Genomic DNA, 18,894 nt, shown 5'->3' with positions numbered 1-18,894 from the left:
CTGCGGACCGAAGGGCTGTCGTACGGCATCGACGGCCGCCACCTCGTCGACGGCGCCGACCTGTACGTCGGGCCCGGCGAGACGGTGGGCCTGGTCGGCCCCAACGGCAGCGGCAAGACCACCCTGCTGCGCTGCGTGTACGGCACCCTGGCCCCCACCCACGGCCGGATCACCCTGGACGGCCGCGACCTGGCCGGGTTCTCCGCCAAGGAACGGGCCCGGCGCGTGGCCACCGTCCCGCAGGACGGCAGCGGCACCTTCGAACTGACCGTGCGCGAGATCGTCGCCATGGGCCGTTCGCCGCACAAGCGCTTCTGGGAGACCGACACGGCGGACGACGCCGCGCGCACCGACGAGGCGCTGGAGCGGGTGGGGGTTGCGGCGCTGCACCACCGTTCCTTCGCCGCGCTGTCGGGCGGTGAGCGACAGCGCGTCCTGGTCGCGCGGGCGCTCGTGCAGCAGCCGTCCCTGCTCGTCCTCGACGAACCGACCAACCACCTCGACATCCGCTACCAGCTCGACGTCCTCTCCCTGGTCACCTCCCTCGGCACCAGCACCCTGCTCGCCCTGCACGACCTCAACCTCGCCGCGTACTACTGCGACCGCCTGTACGTGCTGCGCGAGGGCCGCGTCGTCGCCCACGGGACGCCGCACGAGATCCTCACCCCCGGCCTGCTGGCCGACGTGTACGGGGTCGCCGCCGAGATCAGCACGCATCCGGTGACCGGGGCGCCGACGGTGGTGTACCTGCCGCCGGGGACCGAGGACGGGCGGACGGCGGCGGCTCCGGGGGCGGTGGGGCGGCGGTGAGCGCGTACGAGACGGGGGCCGCCACCGGCGGTCAGGGCGGGCCGCTCGCCGCCCTCGCCGCCCACGGCCCCCGCTACCGCCTCGGGCTCGGCACCCCGCCCGACGGCGAGCCCGGCTGGCTCGCGGCCGACCGGCTGCTCGACCCGTACGGCCCGGAACTGTCCCACCTCCTGGACACCGAGCACCAGGGCAGCGGCCACCGCACCGCCCACGCCGCCGCCCTCACCCTGATCGCGGTCTACGCGGGCCGGGTCACCGCGGCGGCCGTCCTGCACTGGGCGCTGACCGGCCGCGTCCTGGACGTACGGCCGGAGAACGTCGTGCTGCGGCCCGACCCCGGGCACGGCATCGCCGGGGTCGGGCTGCGGACGTTCCGCATCCTGGACGGGCCGGGGACGGGCGCCGGGACGCTCCAACGGGCCCAGCGCGAGGGCGCCGAAACGATTCAGCACGTCGTCCTCACACGCCACCTGCTGCCCCTGGCCGACGCGTTGCGGGAGCGCACCCGGGCCGGACTGCGGCAGTTGCGCGGGGGAGTGGCCCACGGCTGCGCGACCGCACTCGGGGCCTCCCACGCCGATCCGGCGCTGCTGGCCCGCCGCTGGGCCGCCTTCCTGGACGGGGCACCCGGCGGCCTCGCCGCCCTCGGCGATGTGGTCACCGTCACACGTCGCGACGGCTCCCCGCGCCTGGTCTACCTCCGCCGCACCTGCTGCCTCTTCCACACGAGCGCCGAAGCCGTACGCTGCGTCAGTTGCTGCCTGACCAGCAGGGACGAGCGGATCGCGGCATACGCGGCGCGCTCCTGAGCCGTACCGCCGCCGCCCGCGTCCCACCTGGTGTGCACCGAGCGTCCGCATCGCAAGACGAGGTTCCAGTCCCCGGACCGGGAATCGATACGATGACCGCATGGTTTTTGACGACGTGAGCGAGAAGACGCCGGGCATTTTGCTTGTGGTGCGGCTGCACGTCGACCTGTGCCGCCTTGCCAGCGCCATCTGTCCGATCCGCGCTGCCGCCTGACGCCGCCGGAACCACCGGCCGCGCGGCGGCCCCCGCGCGCACCATGCCGCGCGCCCCGGCAGCGCGCCTCCGCACGCCCAGCGCCTCCGCGCCGCACGCCCCGAGCCTGCGCCGCCCACCCGCCCGCCCGCACGTCAACGCCCTCCCACAGGAGCTCCCATGGCCATCGAGGTCCGTATCCCGACCATCCTCCGCACCTACACCGACGGCCAGAAGGCCGTCGAAGGCAGCGGAGCGACCCTCGCCGACCTCTTCGCCGACCTGGAGAGCCGCCACAACGGCATCCGGGAGCGCCTCGTCGACGGCGAGCAACTGCGCCGCTTCGTGAACGTCTACCTCAACGACGAGGACGTGCGCTTCCTGAACGGCATCTCCACCGAGCTGAGCGACGGCGACAGCGTCACCATCCTCCCGGCCGTGGCCGGCGGCTCGGGCATGTCCGACGACCCCCGGGAACAGCGCTGATGCGGTACGACTCCCCGCTGGCGGCGGTCGGCAACACCCCGCTGGTCCGCCTGCCGCGGCTGTCGCCCTCCGCCGACGTCCGCATCTGGGCCAAGCTGGAGGACCGCAACCCGACCGGCTCGGTCAAGGACCGCCCCGCGCTCCACATGATCGAGCAGGCGGAGAAGGACGGCCGGCTCACCCCCGGCTGCACCATCCTGGAGCCCACCTCGGGCAACACCGGCATCTCGCTGGCGATGGCGGCCAGGCTCAAGGGCTACCGGATCGTCTGCGTCATGCCGGAGAACACCTCCTCCGAACGGCGTGAACTGCTCGCCATGTGGGGCGCGGAGATCGTCTCCTCACCCGCCGCCGGCGGCTCCAACACGGCCGTACGGGTCGCCAAGGAGCTGGCCGCCGAGCACCCCGACTGGGTGATGCTCTACCAGTACGGCAACCCCGACAACGCCGGCGCGCACTACGCCACCACCGGCCCGGAGATCCTCGCCGACCTGCCGTCCATCACCCACTTCGTGGCCGGCCTGGGCACCACCGGCACCCTCATGGGCGTCGGCCGCTACCTGCGCGAGCACGTCCCCGGCGTACAGATCGTCGCCGCCGAACCGCGTTACGACGACGTGGTCTACGGGCTGCGCAACCTCGACGAGGGCTTCGTGCCCGAGCTGTACGACGAGTCGGTGCTCACCACCCGCTTCTCCGTCGGCTCCGAGGACGCCGTCCGCCGCACCCGCGAACTCCTCGCCGAGGAAGGCATCTTCGCGGGCGTCTCGACAGGGGCCGCCCTGCACGCGGCGATCGGCGTGGCCCGCAAGGCCGTCAAGGCCGGGCAGACCGCCGACATCGCCTTCGTCGTCGCCGACGGCGGCTGGAAGTACCTCTCCACCGGCGTCTACACGGCCGCATCCACCGAGGCCGCGATCGAGACGCTGCACGGACAGCTCTGGGCGTGAGGGCTTGAGGCTCTGAGGGCCCGTGCTGGTCCGAGGACCGTGCAGTCCTGAGGGCCCCGTGCGGGTCCGAGGGACGTGCAGCGCTGAGGGCCGTGCGGCTCCGAGGGGCTGTACGGCCCTGGGGCCGGAAGGCCGCGCGGCCCGTGGCGAGGTCCCCGGGGAACGGCGGGACGGGCCGCGTCCCCGCCGCCTCACCGCCCGGTCAGGCGGCGTACCCGCTTCCACAGGGCGTCGTCGACCGTCCCCGCCCGGCGGCGGAAGTCCCGTAGCGGCACGTCGCGCAGTTCGTCCGTCTCCAGGAAGCTCGCCCGGCGCCGCCCGTCCCCGACCGCGCCGGGCGGCAGCGGGAGATTCCCCGGCCGGTCCGGATGATGCCGACTGGTGATCTTCACGACGTGCGCCGTACCGCCGCGCACCGACAGCACCAGGCACGGGCGGTCCTTCGCGCCCGGCCCGTCCTCGTACGGCACCAGGGCCCACCAGATCTCCCGCGCCCGCGGCGTCCCGGCGCCGCCCGGCCCGGTGACCCGCGAGGGGCGGCCGCCGGGGCGCGTACGGTCACGGGCCCGCGCTCTTGGCCGGAACCGAGCGCTCTGCCGCCTCCGCGCGCCCCGCGCGCGGGCCCGCCCGTCGACGAGCGCCGCCACCAGCGCCAGCGCGGCCACCACGGCCAGCGCGGGCCACCACCCCGAGACGTCCAAACCCGTTCCCTCCAAGCTCCAGGCCCCGCCCGACCGTATCGGCCCGGCAGCCGGGCGGCACGGCCGTACTCTGGAGTAGGGCGCCGCCGTACGGGCGTCGTGTAGGCGTACGGCACCGGGGAACGACAGGTAGGGAACGCCCTCCTGTACACACCCACCCGGACTGGTGATTCCGCCCACAGCTCGCCCCGCCGGAGGAGCCACCGGCCCTTTCGCGCCTTACGCTCGTGGGCACCGCAATGACCGCTCAGGACCCGGCACGACGCCCGCCGGACGAGGACCGGCGGGGACTTGTGCACGCCCCCGCCGAAGCCCCGCATGGACCCGCCGCTCCGCCCCCAGCCACGGAGGTTCACGCCCGCATGAAGCTCACTGTCGTCGGTTGCTCGGGGTCGTTCCCTTCCACGGAATCGGCCTGTTCGAGCTACCTCTTGGAGGCCGACGGCTTCAGGCTGCTCATCGACATGGGCAACGGTGCCCTTGGCGAGCTGCAGCGCCACTGCGGTCTCTACGACCTCGACGCCGTACTCCTGTCCCACCTGCACGCCGACCACTGCATCGACCTGTGCGGATACTTCGTCGTCCGCTACTACCGGCCCGACGGTGGCCGGTGCGCGCCGATGCCCGTGTACGGCCCGGCCGGCACCGAACGCCGGCTGACCGCCGCGCACGCGGACCTGCCGACCGACCAGGCCATGAGCGAGGTCTTCGACTTCCGGACGCTGACCCCCGGCACGTTCGCCGTCGGACCCTTCACCATCCGTACGGACCTGGTCAGCCACCCCGTCGAAGCGTTCGGCTTCCGCATCGAACACGAGGGCAAGACGCTGACGTACTCCGGGGACACCGGAGTCTGCGACGCCCTGGACGGCCTCGCCGAGGACACCGACTTCTTCCTGTGCGAGGCGTCCTTCACGCACGGCAAGGAGGACATCCCCGACCTCCACCTCAACGGGCGCGAAGCCGGCGCGCACGCCGCGCGCGCCCGCGCGGGACGGCTGGTCCTGACCCACATCCCGCCGTGGACCGACCCGGGCATCAACCTGCGCGACGCGCAGGAGGTCTTCGAAGGACCGGTCGAGGTCGCCAAGGCGGGCGCGGTGTACGAGATCTGAGGCGTACACGGAAGGCCCCGTCCGAGCCGTACGCGGAAGGCCCCCGCGACCAGGTGGTCACGGGGGCCTTCCGCTGTCGCAGGCGCGGCCGGGGGCCTACTTGCCTTCGAGCTTCTGCATCTCGGCGATCTCCTCGTCGGACTCACGGCCCGGCGTCTTGAGATTGAACTTGGTGATCGCGAACCGGAAGATCACGTAGTACAGGGCGGCGAAGCACAGGCCGACCACCGCGAGCATCAGCGGCTTGGTCGCGATGCCCAGGTTCAGCAGGTAGTCGATCGCGCCGGCCGAGAAGCCGAAGCCGTCCTTCATGCCCAGCGCCCAGGTCAGCGCCATCGACACACCGGTCAGGACGGCGTGCACCGCGTACAGCACCGGCGCGATGAACATGAACGTGAACTCGATCGGCTCGGTCACGCCGGTGACGAAGGCGGTGAGCGCGAGCGAGAACATCATGCCGCCGACGACCTTGCGGCGCTCGGGGCGGGCGCAGTGCACGATCGCCAGGCAGGCGGCGGGCAGCGCGAACATCATGATCGGGAAGAAGCCGGTCATGAACTGGCCGGCGGTCGGGTCGCCCTGCAGGAAGCGGGCGATGTCGCCGTGCTTGCCCTCGAAGTCACCGGCCTGGAACCAGGGGAAGGAGTTCAGCAGGTGGTGCATGCCGACCGCGATCAGACCGCGGTTGGCGACACCGAAGATGCCCGCGCCGACCGCGCCGGAGCCGACCAGCCACTCACCGAAGTTGTGCAGACCGGCACCCAGGACCGGCCAGATGTAGCCGAAGACGATGCCGATGACCAGGCCCGCGAAGGACGACAGGATCGGGACCAGACGGCGGCCGCTGAAGAACCCGAGCCAGTCCGGCAGCTTCTTGCGGCTGTAGCGCTGGTAGAGCAGGGCCACCACGATGCCCATGACCACGCCGCCGAGCACCTTGGCGTCGGCGGGCGCGGCCGTCTCGACTATCTTCCCGTCCACCACCTTGGCGATCTTCGGGAGGCTGTCGTCGCCGAACGTCGCCAGCACCTTGCTGAAGACCAGGTAGCCGACGACGGCGGCCAGGCCGGTCGAGCCGTCCGCCTTCTTGGCGAAGCCGATGGCGATACCGACGGCGAACAGCAGCGGCATGTTGTCCAGGAGCGCGCCGCCGCCGGCGGCCATGAACTCCGCGATCTTGTTCAGGAACGCGGGGAACGAGTCCCGGCCGAGCATGTCCGGCTGGCCGAGCCGGACCATGAGCGCCGCGGCGGGCAGCGTCGCGATGGGCAGCATGAGGCTGCGGCCGATGCGCTGCGCGACGGCCATGGCGCCGGCGCCACGCTTTTTCTCGGGAGCCGCCTTGGCGGGGGCCGAACTCATCGGATTCCTCCTGGTGGGGCGGGCACTCGGAGAAAGGGGGACGGCCCGCCGGCTTGGTCTACACCACTCAGTGGTTTAGACCATTCTTAGCATGTCGCCCACACATAAAGGAATCCGTTGTTCCCCAACGTTTAGATCACAAGCCGAGCGGCCTACAAGTGCCGCGGCTCCGGGGGCCGGTCGGCCCGGGCCGTACTCCGTACCGTGCCCCCTCGACCCGGTGCCCGTACCACCCGATACCGCCCGTACTGCCCGCACCGCCGGTACTGCCCGTCACCCCGCGACCCCCGTACGGTCCTCGCCCCGCACCGCCCCGCTGCACACCACCCGGGCCGCGCGCCCGCACCGCGCATCCGCGCCCCCGCCGTACCCCGCCTACTTCGTGTTCTCCTTCGTCAGCTCCTCCTCCACCTCCTCCGGCTCACGCCCCGGAGTGTGCAGGTCGAACTTGGTGATCACGAAGCGGAACAGCGCGTAATAGACGGCCGCGAAACACAGACCGATCGGAATGATCAACCACGGTTTGGTGGCCAGCCCCCAGTTGATCACGTAGTCGATCAGACCGGCCGAGAAACTGAACCCGTCCTTGACGCCCAGCGCCCAGCTCACCGCCATCGACACCCCCGTCAGCACGGCGTGGATCCCGTACAGCACCGGCGCGACGAACAGGAACGAGTACTCGATCGGCTCGGTCACCCCCGTGACGAACGAGGTCAGCCCCACCGACAGCATCAGACCGCCGATCTCCTTGCGGCGGTGCGGCTTGGCGCAGTGCGTGATCGCCAGCGCCGCGGCCGGCAGCGCGAACATCATGATCGGGAAGAAACCCGTGGTGAACTGCCCCGCCGTCGGGTCCCCCGCCAGGAACCGGTTGATGTCACCGTGCACCGACGTACCGTCCGGCTTGGTGAAATCACCGAACTGGAACCACATGAACGTATTCAGGAACTGATGCATCCCGATCACCAGCAGCGCCCGGTTGGCGACACCGAAGATGCCCGAACCGGTCGCGCCCAGATCCGTCAGCCACCTGCTGAAACTTGTCAGCGCGTCACCGATCGGCGGCCACACCCACAGACACAGCGCGGCGAAGAGCAGCCCCACGAACGCCATCACGATCGGCACCAGCCGCCGCCCGTTGAAGAAGCCCAGCCAGTCCACCAGCTTCACCCGGTGATACCGCTGCCAGATCCACGCGGCGAAGAAACCCGTCACGATGCCGCCGAAGACCCCCGGATTCTGGAACTCCGCCGGAGTGGCCTTGCCGCTCCCGTCGACACACACCCCGCCCCACTGCCCGGCCGTCGCATACGCCGCCCCCGCCGCACAGTCCTGCGGGAACTGGTGCAGCACCGAGTAATAGACGAGAAAGCCGACCACCGCGGCGAGCGCCGTCGAACCGTCCGCCTTCTTCGCCATCCCGATCGCCACACCGACGCAGAACAGCAGCGGCAGCCCCAGCGAGGAGTCCAGCAGCGCGCCGCCCGCGCCCGCGAACACCTTCGCCACGTTCTCCCAGCCCAGACCGTCCGCACCGAAGACGTCCGGCTGGCCCAGCCGGTTCAGGATGCCCGCGGCCGGCAGCACGGCGATGGGCAACTGCAGGCTGCGCCCCATCTTCTGCAAGCCCTGGAACAGGCCCGTCGACCGTTTCTTCGTTCCCGCCGCTGCCGCGTTCGAGCTCATCCGCGTCCTCCCGGCCGCCGGTCCGTAGCGGGCCGGCTCGGTACGTGCCGCATACTGATGGTGTAGACCACTTGTGGTGCGTTTCGGAGTGGTGCGTTTCGGGCCCCCGGAAAAGCGCTGCCGGGTGGTCGCCATCATTCGCCAGAGCACGGGCACACGCCCGGGTAACTGGGCTGAACGTGCGTTACCGTGTGATCACCGCGCGGCACCGACCGCCGGTGGCCGAGACAAGCAGGAGTGGACATGGCCAGCAAGGCTGAGAAGATCGTCGCCGGGCTCGGCGGCCTCGACAACATCGAAGAGGTCGAGGGCTGCATCACCCGCCTGCGCACCGAGGTCGCCGACCCCTCGCTCGTCGACGAGGCCGCGCTGAAGGCCGCCGGCGCGCACGGCGTCGTCAAGATGGGCACCGCCATCCAGGTCGTCATCGGCACCGACGCGGACCCCATCGCCGCCGAGATCGAAGACATGATGTGAGCGGCTGACCGCTCACCCGCCGGGCCCCGGCCGTCCGCCCCACCGGGCGACGGACCGGGGCTTCGGCACGTGTACGCGCGCGGGTTCCGGCACGTGTCCGCACGGGCCCGTACGCGTACGTCCCACCGCCGGGACCCGACCTCACCCGATCCGGAACGCGCCCCTCTACCGAGCCGATAGGGTCGTGGCCATGTCTCGAATCGACGGCCGCACCCCCGACCAGCTCCGCCCCGTCACCATGGAACGCGGCTGGAGCAAGCACGCCGAAGGCTCCGTACTGATCTCCTTCGGCGACACCAAGGTCTTCTGCACCGCCTCCCTCACCGAAGGCGTCCCGCGCTGGCGCAAGGGCAGCGGCGAAGGCTGGGTCACCGCCGAGTACTCGATGCTGCCGCGCTCCACCAACACCCGCGGCGACCGCGAATCCGTCCGCGGCAAGATCGGCGGCCGTACGCACGAGATCTCCCGCCTCATCGGCCGCTCGCTGCGCGCCGTCATCGACTTCAAGGCCCTCGGCGAGAACACCGTCGTCCTGGACTGCGACGTCCTCCAGGCCGACGGCGGCACCCGCACCGCCGCCATCACCGGTGCCTACGTCGCCCTCGCCGACGCGATCTCCTGGGCCCAGGCCAAGAAGAGCATCAAGGCCGGCCGCCAGCCGCTCGTCGGCACCGTCTCCGCCGTCAGCGTCGGCATCGTCGGCGGCGTCCCCCTGCTCGACCTCTGCTACGAGGAGGACGTGCGCGCCGAGACCGACATGAACGTCGTCTGCACCGGCGACGGCCGCTTCGTCGAGGTCCAGGGCACCGCCGAAGCCGAACCCTTCGCCCGCGAGGAACTCAACTCCCTCCTCGACCTGGCCGTCGCCGGCTGCTCGACGCTGGACGCCGCCCAGCGCGAGGCCCTCGCCCGCACGCTCTGACGGCCTCCGCCGCCGTACGAGCCTCTTGACGCGCCGGCCCCGCGACGGCGGGCCGGCGCGCCGCTCACCGCTCCGTCGGGCCCGCCCTGTGACCTTTCCCTCGTGGGATCTGCGTCTCTAGGAAAACGGCGGCCCGCCGCGCACCGTGGAACACATGTCCACTTCCGCTGCCACCGCCGCCGCAGCCGACGCCCCCGCCACCGCCTCCCGGACCCGCACCGGCGGGCCCAAGGACGGCCCCGACCTGCTGGAACACCTCGTCGGCTGGACCCTCGTCATCGTCCTGGCCATGCTCTTCACCCAGACCGGCCTCATGTGACACGCGGGGCGCACGCCCCGCACCGCCCCGGCCCACCCCGAGCCCCCTGGTCCGCTCCGAGCCCCCTTGGCCCGCTCCGAGCCCCCGGATCCGCCCGGGCCCCGGCAACCAAAGCCGGCCAACCGGCGTTCTCCCTGGTACCGGAACCGGCATCAGGACCGGTGCACCGCCCGTGCCCCTTGTGCACGGCACGCCCAGGGGAGGACCGTTCCATGGCTCTACACCGCCGTACCGCACTCCGCCGCACCGCGGACCGCCGCCCGGCGGCCACCACCGCCGTCCTGCTGGCGGCGGCCGCCCTGACCGTCCCGCTCCTCACCGCCTGCGGAGCGGTCGAGAAGGCCGTCGGCTGTGCCAAGACCGCCACGACGTTCGCCGACGACCTGGCCTCCCTCCACCAGGACCTGAGCAACGCCGCCGACAGCCCCCAGGACGCCGAACGCGCCATCGACCGGCTCAACGCGGACCTCGGCAAGATCCAGAAAGCCACGGACGACCCCGACGTCCAGAAGGCGCTCAGCAGCCTGACCGACGCCCTCGACAAGGCCGACGACGCCGTACGCGACGGCCGGACCCCCGACCTGTCCGCACTCGGCGACGCGGCCGGCGCCCTCACCAAGAGCTGCGCCACGGGATGAGAGAAGCCGCCGCCGCACCTGGATAATCGGGCCTCATGAAGCGCCTGATCCTCGCCACCCGCAACGCCGGCAAAGTCACCGAACTCCGCGCCATCCTGGCCGCCGCCGACCTCGACGTCGAACTGGTCGGCGCCGACGCCTACCCGGACGTCCCCGACGTCAAGGAAACCGGCGTCACCTTCGCCGAGAACGCCCTCCTCAAGGCCCACGCCCTCGCCCGCGCCACCGGCCACCCGGCCGTCGCCGACGACTCCGGCCTCTGCGTCGACGTCCTCGGCGGCGCGCCCGGCATCTTCTCCGCCCGCTGGGCAGGCCGGCACGGCGACGACCAGGCCAACCTCGACCTGCTCCTCGCCCAGCTCTCCGACATCGCCGACGGCCACCGCGCCGCCCACTTCGCCTGCGCCGCGGCCCTCGCCCTCCCCGACGGCACCGAACGCGTCGTCGAGGGCCGCCTCGAAGGCACCCTCCGCCACACCCCCGCCGGCACCGGCGGCTTCGGCTACGACCCGATCCTTCAGCCCCTCGGCGACACCCGCACCTGCGCCGAACTGACCGCCGACGAGAAGAACGCCATCAGCCATCGCGGCAAGGCGTTCCGGGGGCTGGTGCCGGTGGTTCGGGAGTTGGTGGGCTGAGGGCAGCCCGCGGCACGACGTCCAGCAGCCCGCCTGCGACCGCACACATGCGGCAGCCGCCTCTTTCCGGGGAAGGAGGCGGCTGCCGCATAGCTGTGGGCCCGGTGGGACTCGAACCCACGACACACCGGACCTAAACCGGCGCCCTCTTGGCCAGCTGGGGTACGGGCCCGCGGCGCCTACTGTACTGTGCCCGGTCGCGCGGCCGTCAGGCGATCTTCGGTTCGGGCGGTCCGCCGTCCGAACGTGCAGGTCTGGCTGTGGCACGAAGGGCACAAATACCGCAGATTGCCGAGGCGGTCGTCGAGCCGGTCCCCGTTGATGTGGTCGATCTCCAGGACCAGCCGTCTGCCCTGCCAGGTGTCGCCGAGACCGCAGACGCCGCAGTGCCGCGGAACTGCCTTGTCGTCCAGAGCACGGCGCAGCAAGGACGTCTTCGTCCGGCGGGAGCCCGCCGGACGGCGCCGGAGGATGTCGTCGGCAGGTCTGCGAGCCGGGGAGGGGTGGCCGCGTCCGTGGCCCTGTCCGGTGAAGTGCGCGGTCGACAGGCCGTAGGCCGTGATGCTCCGGTCCAGGAGTCGCCTGGAGGCGCTGTTCACGGGGCGGCCGAGCATCCGGAGCGTCGCCGCCCGGCTCTTCGAACCGGCCACGGCAGCGATGAGGTCGTCGCGCGGCAGCAGTTCCCCGTGAGCGCCGCGTCCGGTGAAGTGTGCCGTGCTGACACCGAAACGGGTCAGCTTCTTGCGGATGTGGCTGTAGGCGCTGTCGTACGGCTCGACGCCCAGGTACTCCAGGATGTCGCGGATGCTTCGCGCCTGTGCGGCAGCTTCCTCCAGGCGTTCCCTGCCATACGTCTGTGAAGGCCGCCGGGGCAGCTCCTCCCGGACGAAGTGCGTGGTGTCGATGCCGTAGTGCGCCAGGCGACGGCACAGGTAGCGACGGGTGGCGCTGCCCGGCGGCGTGCCCAGGCGGTGGAGCATGTCCACCGGGCCGGTGGACGCCGCGGCCGTACGGGCGAGCAGATCGCGGGTGTACCGCCGACGGGCTGTCACGGCCGCTGCCGGCTCGGCTCGCGCCGTTTGCGGCCGCGGTAGGTGTCCGTGACGGCGTGGCAGTTGGGGCAGAGCAGACGCAGGTTGGCCGGGCGGTTGTCCCACCAGTCGCCGTTGCGGTGATCGACCTCCAGGCGCAAGGGTTTGCCGTTCCATTCCGGGCCCGTGCCGCACATCGCGCACCGCTCCCTTACGCCCCGCAGCAGCAAGGCTCTGCGCAGCCGGTCGCCGGGCAGCCGTCCCTCGGACGGCGCCCCGAGGACCAGCCGGTCGGTGAACGGGCGTGGCGGCCGCCTGGGGTGCGTGGCCGTGAAGTGGGACGTGTCCAGATGCAGTTCGGCGATGCGACGGGCGATATGGGCCTGGTTGCCGCCCACCGGGTGGATGCCGAGACGGCGTACGACCTCGGCGGTGCTGTGGGACAGGGACACCGCTTCGCGGAGTGCTGCTGCGGTGTGGCGGACGGTCTTGGAGGTGAAGTGGGAGGTGTCGATGCGCTCTTCGGCCATCTTGCGGCTGAGGTAACACCGGACGCTCCGAGTCGGCGTGCTTCCGCAGTGGCGAGCGGCTTCCTCGTACGACGTCGATGCGAGCGCGGCCTCGATGAGCAGATCGCGCGTGTACTTCGTGCCCATGGGCCCCGCTTTCCCCCGGTGGCGCATATCGGTCGTGTGTAGCGCCCTCGAACTGCCCAACGCCCCCACCCCCCACCCGGTTACGCCGAACAGCCCAAAACCCCGAAGAGACGACCGCGGCCCCCGTCCGGTCAGGGCGAGGGCCGCGAGGCGGTGTCCGCGGAGGGGTCAGAAGCGCGGGTCCGGGGACTGGGACGTGACCATTTCCACGGCCTCCTCCTTGGTGGCGACCGCGGGCGGGGAGCCCTCCAGGGGCTGTCGGGCGGTTTCCTTCATGCAGGCGACGGCGATGGCGCCGACCAGGGCGGCGCCCATGGCGTAGTAGGCGGGGATCATGTCGTTGCCGCCGAAGCCGTCCATGAGGGCGGTGATGACCAGGGGGGTCGTGCCGCCGAAGAGGGAGACGGCGAGGTTGTAGCCGATGGAGAGGGAGCCGTAGCGGACGCTGGTGGGGAAGAGGGCGGGGAGCGCGGCGGACATGGTGCCGAGGAGGCAGACCAGGGAGAGGCCGAGGATCAGCATGCCGGGGACGATCGCGGCCATGCTGCCCTGCTTGACCAGCAGGAAGGCGGGGATGGAGAGGAGGAAGAAACCGAGCATGCCGGTCATCAGGAGGGGCTTGCGGCCGAAGCGGTCGTTGAGTTTGCCGACGCTGCTGACGATGCACATCAGGACGACCATGGTGCCGATGACGATCAGCAGACCGTGCGCCTCGTCGTAGTGGAGGGTGTCGGTCAGGTAGGTCGGCATGTAGGAGAGCAGCATGTAGTGGCAGATGTTGTACGCGCCGACCAGCGCGATGCACAGGATCAGCATCGGCCACTGCTGCGAGAAGATCTCGCCGAGCTTCTTCTTGGGGGCGTTCTCCGAGAGGTGGGAGAAGTCGGCCTCGGTCTCGGTGACGGAGGCGTCGCCGTGGTGGGTCTGGGCGGCTTCCAGCTTCTGGAAGGCGGGGGTCTCGTCGAGCCTCATCCGCAGGTAGAGGCCGACGAGGCCGAGCGGTCCGGCGACGAGGAAGGGGATGCGCCAGCCCCAGTCGTGCATGGTCTCGGAGCCGAGCGTGGTGTTGAGGATCAGGACCAGGCCGGCGGCGCCGGTGTAGCCGGCGAGGGTGCCCATCTCCAGGAAGCTGCCGAAGAAGCCGCGCTTCTTGTCGGGGGCGTACTCGGCGATGAAGGTGGAGGCGCCGCCGTACTCACCACCGGTGGAGAAGCCCTGGATCATGCGGAAGAGGATGAGCAGGACGGGCGACCACAGACCGATGCTGGCGTACGAGGGGATCAGGCCGATGCACAGGGTGCCCGCGGCCATCATGATCATGGTGAGGGCGAGGACCTTCTTGCGGCCGACACGGTCGCCGAGCGGCCCGAAGAACGCGCCGCCGATGGGCCTCACGAGAAAGGCGACGGCGAAGGTGGCGAAGGAGGACAGCAGGCTGACCGTGTCGCTGCCGCCGGGGAAGAACACCTTTCCGATGGTGACCGCGAGGTAGCTGTAGATGCCGAAGTCGAACCATTCCATGGCGTTGCCGAGCGCGGCGGCCTTCACGGCGCGTTTGACGACGCGCTCGTCGGTCACCGTGATGTCGGTGCGGCGCAACCGTGGGTTCCGGCGGCGGGCGACGGCGCGGAACAGGTTTCTGTGGCGTTTGAACGCCGCAGGGTCCCGGTCGGTCGTGGGTTCGGCTTCGGTGCTGCCGGTCGGCACGAGTCGAGTCCTCTCGGTCGGTCAGCGCGCTCGATGCGCGGCAGGGTTTCGCAGCGGTCGGGGGCGTCCTGCTGGCCGGGTGGGCCGTCGGCGGTCGCCGGTGATCACAAAGGTGGTCGTACGACAGGTGCGCCTGCGCACTGGAGCGCGACTCAAACCACTCTGACCCCACAACGCGATGTACGTCACGTGGTCTGCGCCGTCCGGCGCAGCGGTTCCTCCCGGTTTCGTGCTGCTTTTCGCCAGGCCTGTGACCACCGCTGTTACAGAACTGGTACACAGCCGCGTGGTCACCGAAGCGTCCGGGCAATCAGCCCGTGTGGCGGGGAGGGGAGAGTGTGGGTATCGAAACCACCCTTATGCTCCGAACCGTTCGCCCCGCGGACACCTCGTGTACGTGTGCCTGGTCGTCGTGCGCGGGGGCGCACTCGCCGGCGCGCGTGCGGCGTTCGGACGGGGTGGCCCGTACTGTGCCGGCACGGGGCCGCCGCCCCGGAAGGAGAAGTTCATGACCGACCGCGAAGGTGCCCGCCGGTTCAGCGGGCGTACCGCCCTGGCGACCTTCGCCGCGGTCACCGCGCTGGCGGCCGGCGGTGTGTGGTTCAGCCAGGCGGCCGACCGCGCGTCGGCGGTGGACGCGGCGCCGAAGACATCGGCGGTGCAGGACGTGAAGTCGGCCGGGAAGGCGACCGGCGGGCTGCCCGGCGTACGGGACTGCGGGTTCGGCGAGCCGGAGATCAAGCCGCAGGTCATCACGTTGACGTGTGCGGACGCGGGCATGGTGGCGACCGGTATCACCTGGCACCGGTACGGCACGGCGGAGGCCGAGGGCAAGGGCGTGGTGCAGGTGGAGAAGGCCGCCGCGGGGGCGGGTACGGACGCCGGTTTCCCGGCGACGTTCCGGCTGTACGCGGCGAAGACGGTGGACGGCGCGCGGGCCTTCACGGGTCTGGAGGTGACGTACGAGGGCTCGACGCCGCTCGGTGACTCGACGGAGATGTACAACCTCGCGTGATGGGGATCCGAGGCCGGATCGCCCTGGCCATTTCGTGTGTGACGGCGCTGGCGGTGGTGGTGCTGGGGTTCGCGGTGCACCACATCGCGGACGCGGAGCGGGAGCGTTCGGCGCGCTCGTACCAGGACGACCGGCTCAGTTCGGCGCTGCAGATCTACGAGCGGGACGGCACGCTGGCGCTGGGCGCGCAGCTGGACGACGCGACGTTGCCGAGCCCGTTGCGGGCGGCGGTCTTCGAGGGGAAGTCCGGTACGTATGTGAGTCAGGGCGAGGATCCGCGGGTGTGGGCGGCGACGGGTGTCGGCGGAGGTTCCGGGGACAGCGGGTCCGGTGACGGCGGCTCCCGTGACGGCGGTTCCGGTGACGGTGACTCCCGTGACGATGGTTCCGGCGGGCAGCCGCGGACGCTGTCGGTGTCGGCGGCGTTCCCGGACAACGACCCGGCCCAGGAGGCGCTGGACCGGGCCCTGGTGATCGCGGGTGTCGGCACGGTGGTGCTGATGGCCGGTGTGTCGTGGTTCGTCTCGCAGCGGCTGTCGCGGCGGCTGCGGCACAGCGCGGCCGCGGCGCGCCGGATCGCGGCGGGTGAGCCGCCGGACGCGGACGCGCTGGCGGCGGGCGGCCGGGACGAGGTGGCGGAGCTGGGCCGTTCGGTGCACCACATGGCGACGTCGCTGGCGGCGCGGGTGGAGGCGGAGCGCAAGTTCACCGCCGACGTGGCGCACGAGCTGCGGACGCCGGTGGCGGGGCTGGTCGCGGCGGCCGAGCTGCTGCCGCACGAGCGGGCGGTCGAGCTGGTGCGGGACCGGGCGCAGACGATGCGCAACCTGGTCGAGGACCTGCTGGAGGTGTCCCGGCTGGACGCGGGCGTGGAGTCCGCGCAGTTGGACGCGGTGGATCTGCCGTCGCTGGTGCGCGGGATCGTGGGCCGGGCGGAGCGGGTGCGTGGCCTCACGGGTGTCGAGATCGTCGTGGCGGGTCCGGCGCGGGTGGTGGAGACCGACCGGCGCCGGGTGGAGCGGGTGCTGGTCAACCTGCTGGCGAACGCGGCCAAGCACGGCGCGCCGCCGGTGGAGGTACGGGTCGAGGGCGTGCGGATCGTCGTGCGCGACCACGGGCCGGGGTATCCGCCGGAGCTGTGCGAGGAGGGTCCGCGCCGGTTCCGTACGGCGGCTCCGGAGCGCGGTACGGGGCACGGTCTGGGGCTGACGATCGCGGCCGGTCAGGCGGAGGTGCTGGGCGGCCGGCTGGTGTTCGGTACGGCGGAGGGCGGTGGCGCCGAGGCGGTGCTGGAGCTGCCGGAGCCGGCCGGGCCGGGGGAGGCGGAGCGGGTGCCGGCGGCGGAGCGGGGAGCGGTGGCGGCCCCGTAGGCCGCCCTGTCAGGGGAGAGACGGAAGAGACGACGAGGGCGGCCGTACGTACCGTCCCGGCCGTCCCTCACTGCCTGCCGTCAGCCCTCGGCCGCCGCCGCTGCCTGCCGCCGTCGGCCGCCTACAGCCCCAGATCCTTGATGATCTTGGCGACGTGGCCGGTGGCCTTCACGTTGTACAGGGCACGCTCGACCTTGCCCTCCTCGTCCAGGATCACCGTGGAGCGGATGACGCCGGTCACGACCTTGCCGTACAGCTTCTTCTCGCCGTACGCGCCGTAGGCTTCCAGGACCTGCTTGTCGGGGTCGCCCAGCAGGGTGACCGACAGTTCCTCCTTCTCGCGGAACTTCGCGAGCTTCTCCGGCTTGTCGGGGGAGATGCCGATGACGTCGTAGCCGTGCCCGGCCAGGAAGTCGAGGTTGTCGGTGAAGTCGCACGCCTGCTTGGTGCAGCCGGGGGTCAGCGCGGCCGGGTAGAAGTACACGATGACCTTGCGGCCCTTGTGGTCGGCGAGCGAGACCTGCTTGCCGTCCGCGTCGGGGAGGGTGAAGGCGGGGGCGGTGTCGCCGGGCTGCAGTCGCTCGCTCATGGCTCTCCTTGGGGTGGGCGGCACGCGGGGTGCGGGTACGGGAAAGGCGGGTGCGCGAGCGGGTCGCGCCCCTGTTCGTGCTACGCCCCGAGGTTACTGAGCCGCTCGAAAAGGGGGTGCTGTGGGGCGGCGGGGCCGTGGTGCTGACAGACTGTCCGCACGGATACGGATCGAGACGACCGGAGGCAGCGCGGTGTCGGAAGCCAGGACCCCTGCGCAGATCGAGAAGGACATCGTCCGCAGGCGGCAGGAGCTTGCCGTGACGCTGGACGAGATCGGTGTGCGGCTGCACCCGAAGACGATCATGGGGGACGCGAAGGCGAAGACGGCGGCGGCCGTGGACCGTACGGCGGGGCGGGCGTACGTGGCCGCCAACCGCGCGGTCTCGGACATCCGCGCCCAGTTGGTGGCGGAGGACGGCGCGCCCCGTCTGGAGCGGGTGGTGCCGCTGGCGATGATCGGTGTGGCCGTGGTCGGGCTGCTCGTGGTGGGCTCCAAGCGGCGCCGTTCCTGAGGCGGGCGTTGTGCGGGCGCGCGGACAGGTACGGTCGTGCCGTGAGCCCGAATAACGCCAAGGACACCCACGACAAGCTGCCCATCCGGATGCTGCACGACCGGGTGCTGGTCCGTACCGACATCGCCGAGGGCGAGCGCCGTTCCACCGGCGGCATCGTCATTCCCGCCACCGCGGCGGTCGGCCGCCGGCTGGCCTGGGCCGAGGTGGTCGCGGTGGGACAGAACGTGCGGACCGTGGAGCCCGGTGACCGGGTGCTGTACGACCCGGAGGACCGGGCCGAGGTCGAGGTGCGCGGCGTCGCGTACGTCCTGATGCGCGAGCGCGACCTGCACGCGGTGGCGGCGGAGCGCCTGGAGGGCGCCGAGGACGCGACGGGGCTGTACCTGTAGCGGATCTGCGGCCGTGCGGCCGCACCGGGGCGAGGACGGGCGGTGACCGGCGTCACCGCCCGTTTTGTGCGCCTTTTGCTAGGCTCGGGGACATCCCGACGAGACGCGCCGTACCGGGTCACGACAAGACGACGCACCCCTGTAGAAGCTCGCTTTCCACGGAGGTGCCGTCATGGCATGGATTCTGCTCGCCGTCGCCGGTCTGCTCGAAGTCGGCTGGTCGATCGGCATGAAGTTCACGGACGGGTTCACCCGGCTGTGGCCCAGCGTCTTCACCGGCGCGGGCATCGTCGCCAGCATGATGCTGCTCTCGTACGCCGCCCGGACCCTGCCGATCGGCACCGCCTACGGCGTCTGGGTCGGCATCGGCGCGGCCGGCGCCGCGGTCGTCGGCATGCTGGTGCTCGGTGAGCCCGCCACCGCCGCGCGGATCTTCTTCATCTGCTTGCTGCTGGTGGCGGTGGTGGGACTGAAGATGACGTCCGGCCACTGACGCCGGAGGCCAGGCGGGCGC

The 18,894-nt window shown here is 71.5% G+C and carries 23 protein-coding genes, 1 tRNA gene and 1 riboswitch; of the genes, 16 read left to right on the top strand and 8 right to left on the bottom strand.

What is annotated here, in order from left to right; all coding sequences use genetic code 11:
• The 5 genes from ACZ4QV_RS07825 (at nt 1) to ACZ4QV_RS07805 (ending at nt 3,248) form a co-directional block, all read left to right on the top strand.
• Nucleotides 1-810, top strand: a complete 810-nt coding sequence (locus ACZ4QV_RS07825; protein ID WP_467762709.1) for an ABC transporter ATP-binding protein — start codon at nt 1-3, stop codon at nt 808-810.
• Nucleotides 807-1,619, top strand: coding sequence for a hypothetical protein (locus ACZ4QV_RS07820; protein ID WP_361144817.1), 813 nt, complete (start codon nt 807-809; stop codon nt 1,617-1,619). The genes ACZ4QV_RS07825 and ACZ4QV_RS07820 overlap by 4 nt, the downstream gene beginning before the upstream one ends.
• Nucleotides 1,620-1,719: 100 nt before the next feature.
• Nucleotides 1,720-1,833: a putative leader peptide gene (locus tag ACZ4QV_RS07815; protein WP_467762680.1), complete on the top strand. Its 114-nt coding sequence runs from the start codon at nt 1,720-1,722 to the stop codon at nt 1,831-1,833.
• 159 nt (nt 1,834-1,992) lie between these two features.
• A complete protein-coding gene (locus ACZ4QV_RS07810) occupies nt 1,993-2,298 on the top strand; it encodes a MoaD/ThiS family protein (protein ID WP_361144812.1) in 306 nt (101 codons plus the stop codon).
• Nucleotides 2,298-3,248, top strand: coding sequence for a PLP-dependent cysteine synthase family protein (locus tag ACZ4QV_RS07805; RefSeq protein WP_361144810.1), 951 nt, complete (start codon nt 2,298-2,300; stop codon nt 3,246-3,248). Before ACZ4QV_RS07810 ends, ACZ4QV_RS07805 begins: the two co-directional genes overlap by 1 nt.
• 191 nt (nt 3,249-3,439) lie before the next feature.
• On the opposite strand, the gene ACZ4QV_RS07800 is transcribed toward ACZ4QV_RS07805, so the two are convergent.
• Nucleotides 3,440-3,949: a type II toxin-antitoxin system PemK/MazF family toxin gene (locus ACZ4QV_RS07800; protein ID WP_467762679.1), complete on the bottom strand. Its 510-nt coding sequence runs from the start codon at nt 3,947-3,949 to the stop codon at nt 3,440-3,442.
• Nucleotides 3,950-4,311: 362 nt separating this feature from the next.
• Here ACZ4QV_RS07800 and ACZ4QV_RS07795 point away from each other — a divergent pair, with 362 nt between their 5' ends.
• Entirely contained in the window at nt 4,312-5,064 is a 753-nt protein-coding gene (locus ACZ4QV_RS07795) for an MBL fold metallo-hydrolase (protein ID WP_361144804.1), read from the top strand.
• Nucleotides 5,065-5,160: 96 nt separating this feature from the next.
• On the opposite strand, the gene ACZ4QV_RS07790 is transcribed toward ACZ4QV_RS07795, so the two are convergent.
• On the bottom strand, nt 5,161-6,426 hold the full coding sequence (locus ACZ4QV_RS07790; protein ID WP_361144801.1) for a PTS transporter subunit EIIC: 1,266 nt from the start codon (nt 6,424-6,426) through the stop codon (nt 5,161-5,163).
• A 375-nt stretch (nt 6,427-6,801) separates the two neighbouring features.
• Nucleotides 6,802-8,112 carry a PTS transporter subunit EIIC gene (locus tag ACZ4QV_RS07785; RefSeq protein WP_361144798.1) on the bottom strand — a complete coding sequence of 437 codons (1,311 nt, stop codon included), beginning with the start codon at nt 8,110-8,112 and terminating at the stop codon, nt 6,802-6,804.
• Between the two features lie 243 nt (nt 8,113-8,355).
• On the opposite strand from ACZ4QV_RS07785, the gene ACZ4QV_RS07780 reads away from it, so the two are divergent.
• The 5 genes from ACZ4QV_RS07780 (at nt 8,356) to rdgB (ending at nt 11,106) form a co-directional block, all read left to right on the top strand.
• A complete protein-coding gene (locus ACZ4QV_RS07780) occupies nt 8,356-8,589 on the top strand; it encodes a PTS sugar transporter subunit IIB (protein ID WP_003986022.1) in 234 nt (77 codons plus the stop codon).
• Between the two features lie 190 nt (nt 8,590-8,779).
• A complete protein-coding gene (gene rph / locus ACZ4QV_RS07775; RefSeq protein WP_030023744.1) occupies nt 8,780-9,511 on the top strand; it encodes a ribonuclease PH in 732 nt (243 codons plus the stop codon).
• 154 nt (nt 9,512-9,665) lie between these two features.
• Complete coding sequence (locus ACZ4QV_RS07770) at nt 9,666-9,830, top strand: SCO1431 family membrane protein (RefSeq protein WP_361144794.1); 165 nt, start codon at nt 9,666-9,668, stop codon at nt 9,828-9,830.
• A 212-nt stretch (nt 9,831-10,042) separates the two neighbouring features.
• The gene (locus ACZ4QV_RS07765; protein ID WP_361144791.1) at nt 10,043-10,468 is read left to right on the top strand and encodes a hypothetical protein; all 426 of its coding nucleotides are present in this window, start codon (nt 10,043-10,045) and stop codon (nt 10,466-10,468) included.
• A gap of 35 nt (nt 10,469-10,503) precedes the next feature.
• Nucleotides 10,504-11,106 carry an RdgB/HAM1 family non-canonical purine NTP pyrophosphatase gene (rdgB, locus tag ACZ4QV_RS07760; RefSeq protein WP_030023741.1) on the top strand — a complete coding sequence of 201 codons (603 nt, stop codon included), beginning with the start codon at nt 10,504-10,506 and terminating at the stop codon, nt 11,104-11,106.
• Between the two features lie 96 nt (nt 11,107-11,202).
• Here rdgB and ACZ4QV_RS07755 read toward each other — a convergent pair.
• The 4 genes from ACZ4QV_RS07755 to ACZ4QV_RS07740 form a co-directional block, all read right to left on the bottom strand.
• Nucleotides 11,203-11,278, bottom strand: a tRNA-Leu gene (locus ACZ4QV_RS07755).
• A 7-nt stretch (nt 11,279-11,285) separates the two neighbouring features.
• Nucleotides 11,286-12,158 carry an HNH endonuclease signature motif containing protein gene (locus ACZ4QV_RS07750; protein ID WP_361144787.1) on the bottom strand — a complete coding sequence of 291 codons (873 nt, stop codon included), beginning with the start codon at nt 12,156-12,158 and terminating at the stop codon, nt 11,286-11,288.
• Nucleotides 12,155-12,793, bottom strand: a complete 639-nt coding sequence (locus tag ACZ4QV_RS07745; RefSeq protein ID WP_361614837.1) for an HNH endonuclease — start codon at nt 12,791-12,793, stop codon at nt 12,155-12,157. Before ACZ4QV_RS07745 ends, ACZ4QV_RS07750 begins: the two co-directional genes overlap by 4 nt.
• Before the next feature lie 168 nt (nt 12,794-12,961).
• On the bottom strand, nt 12,962-14,500 hold the full coding sequence (locus tag ACZ4QV_RS07740; RefSeq protein ID WP_467762678.1) for an MFS transporter: 1,539 nt from the start codon (nt 14,498-14,500) through the stop codon (nt 12,962-12,964).
• A gap of 508 nt (nt 14,501-15,008) precedes the next feature.
• Here ACZ4QV_RS07740 and ACZ4QV_RS07735 point away from each other — a divergent pair.
• Together ACZ4QV_RS07735 and ACZ4QV_RS07730 are read left to right on the top strand one after the other, a co-directional pair.
• Entirely contained in the window at nt 15,009-15,515 is a 507-nt protein-coding gene (locus ACZ4QV_RS07735; protein WP_125046740.1) for a hypothetical protein, read from the top strand.
• Nucleotides 15,515-16,885 (top strand): sensor histidine kinase, encoded by a 1,371-nt coding sequence (locus ACZ4QV_RS07730; RefSeq protein WP_467762677.1) that lies wholly within the window; start codon nt 15,515-15,517, stop codon nt 16,883-16,885. The genes ACZ4QV_RS07735 and ACZ4QV_RS07730 overlap by 1 nt, the downstream gene beginning before the upstream one ends.
• 121 nt (nt 16,886-17,006) lie before the next feature.
• Here the strand turns inward: ACZ4QV_RS07730 and bcp are convergent, their stop codons facing one another.
• Nucleotides 17,007-17,474 (bottom strand): thioredoxin-dependent thiol peroxidase, encoded by a 468-nt coding sequence (gene bcp, locus ACZ4QV_RS07725; RefSeq protein ID WP_361875920.1) that lies wholly within the window; start codon nt 17,472-17,474, stop codon nt 17,007-17,009.
• Nucleotides 17,475-17,667: 193 nt separating this feature from the next.
• On the opposite strand from bcp, the gene ACZ4QV_RS07720 reads away from it, so the two are divergent.
• The 3 genes from ACZ4QV_RS07720 (at nt 17,668) to ACZ4QV_RS07710 (ending at nt 18,873) form a co-directional block, all read left to right on the top strand.
• Nucleotides 17,668-17,988, top strand: a complete 321-nt coding sequence (locus ACZ4QV_RS07720) for a DUF3618 domain-containing protein (protein WP_125046746.1) — start codon at nt 17,668-17,670, stop codon at nt 17,986-17,988.
• A gap of 89 nt (nt 17,989-18,077) precedes the next feature.
• On the top strand, nt 18,078-18,380 hold the full coding sequence (locus ACZ4QV_RS07715; RefSeq protein WP_174856576.1) for a GroES family chaperonin: 303 nt from the start codon (nt 18,078-18,080) through the stop codon (nt 18,378-18,380).
• 76 nt (nt 18,381-18,456) lie between these two features.
• A riboswitch (guanidine-III (ykkC-III) riboswitch) is annotated at nt 18,457-18,518 on the top strand.
• Nucleotides 18,519-18,552: 34 nt separating this feature from the next.
• Nucleotides 18,553-18,873, top strand: a complete 321-nt coding sequence (locus ACZ4QV_RS07710; protein ID WP_073761238.1) for a DMT family transporter — start codon at nt 18,553-18,555, stop codon at nt 18,871-18,873.
• The last annotated feature ends 21 nt before the right edge of the window (nt 18,874-18,894 follow it).

This window comes from Streptomyces sp. NPDC026394 (genome assembly GCF_055567735.1).
The sequence above is the reverse complement of the archived record's forward strand: the minus strand, read 5'-3'. Positions and strand labels throughout refer to the sequence as shown.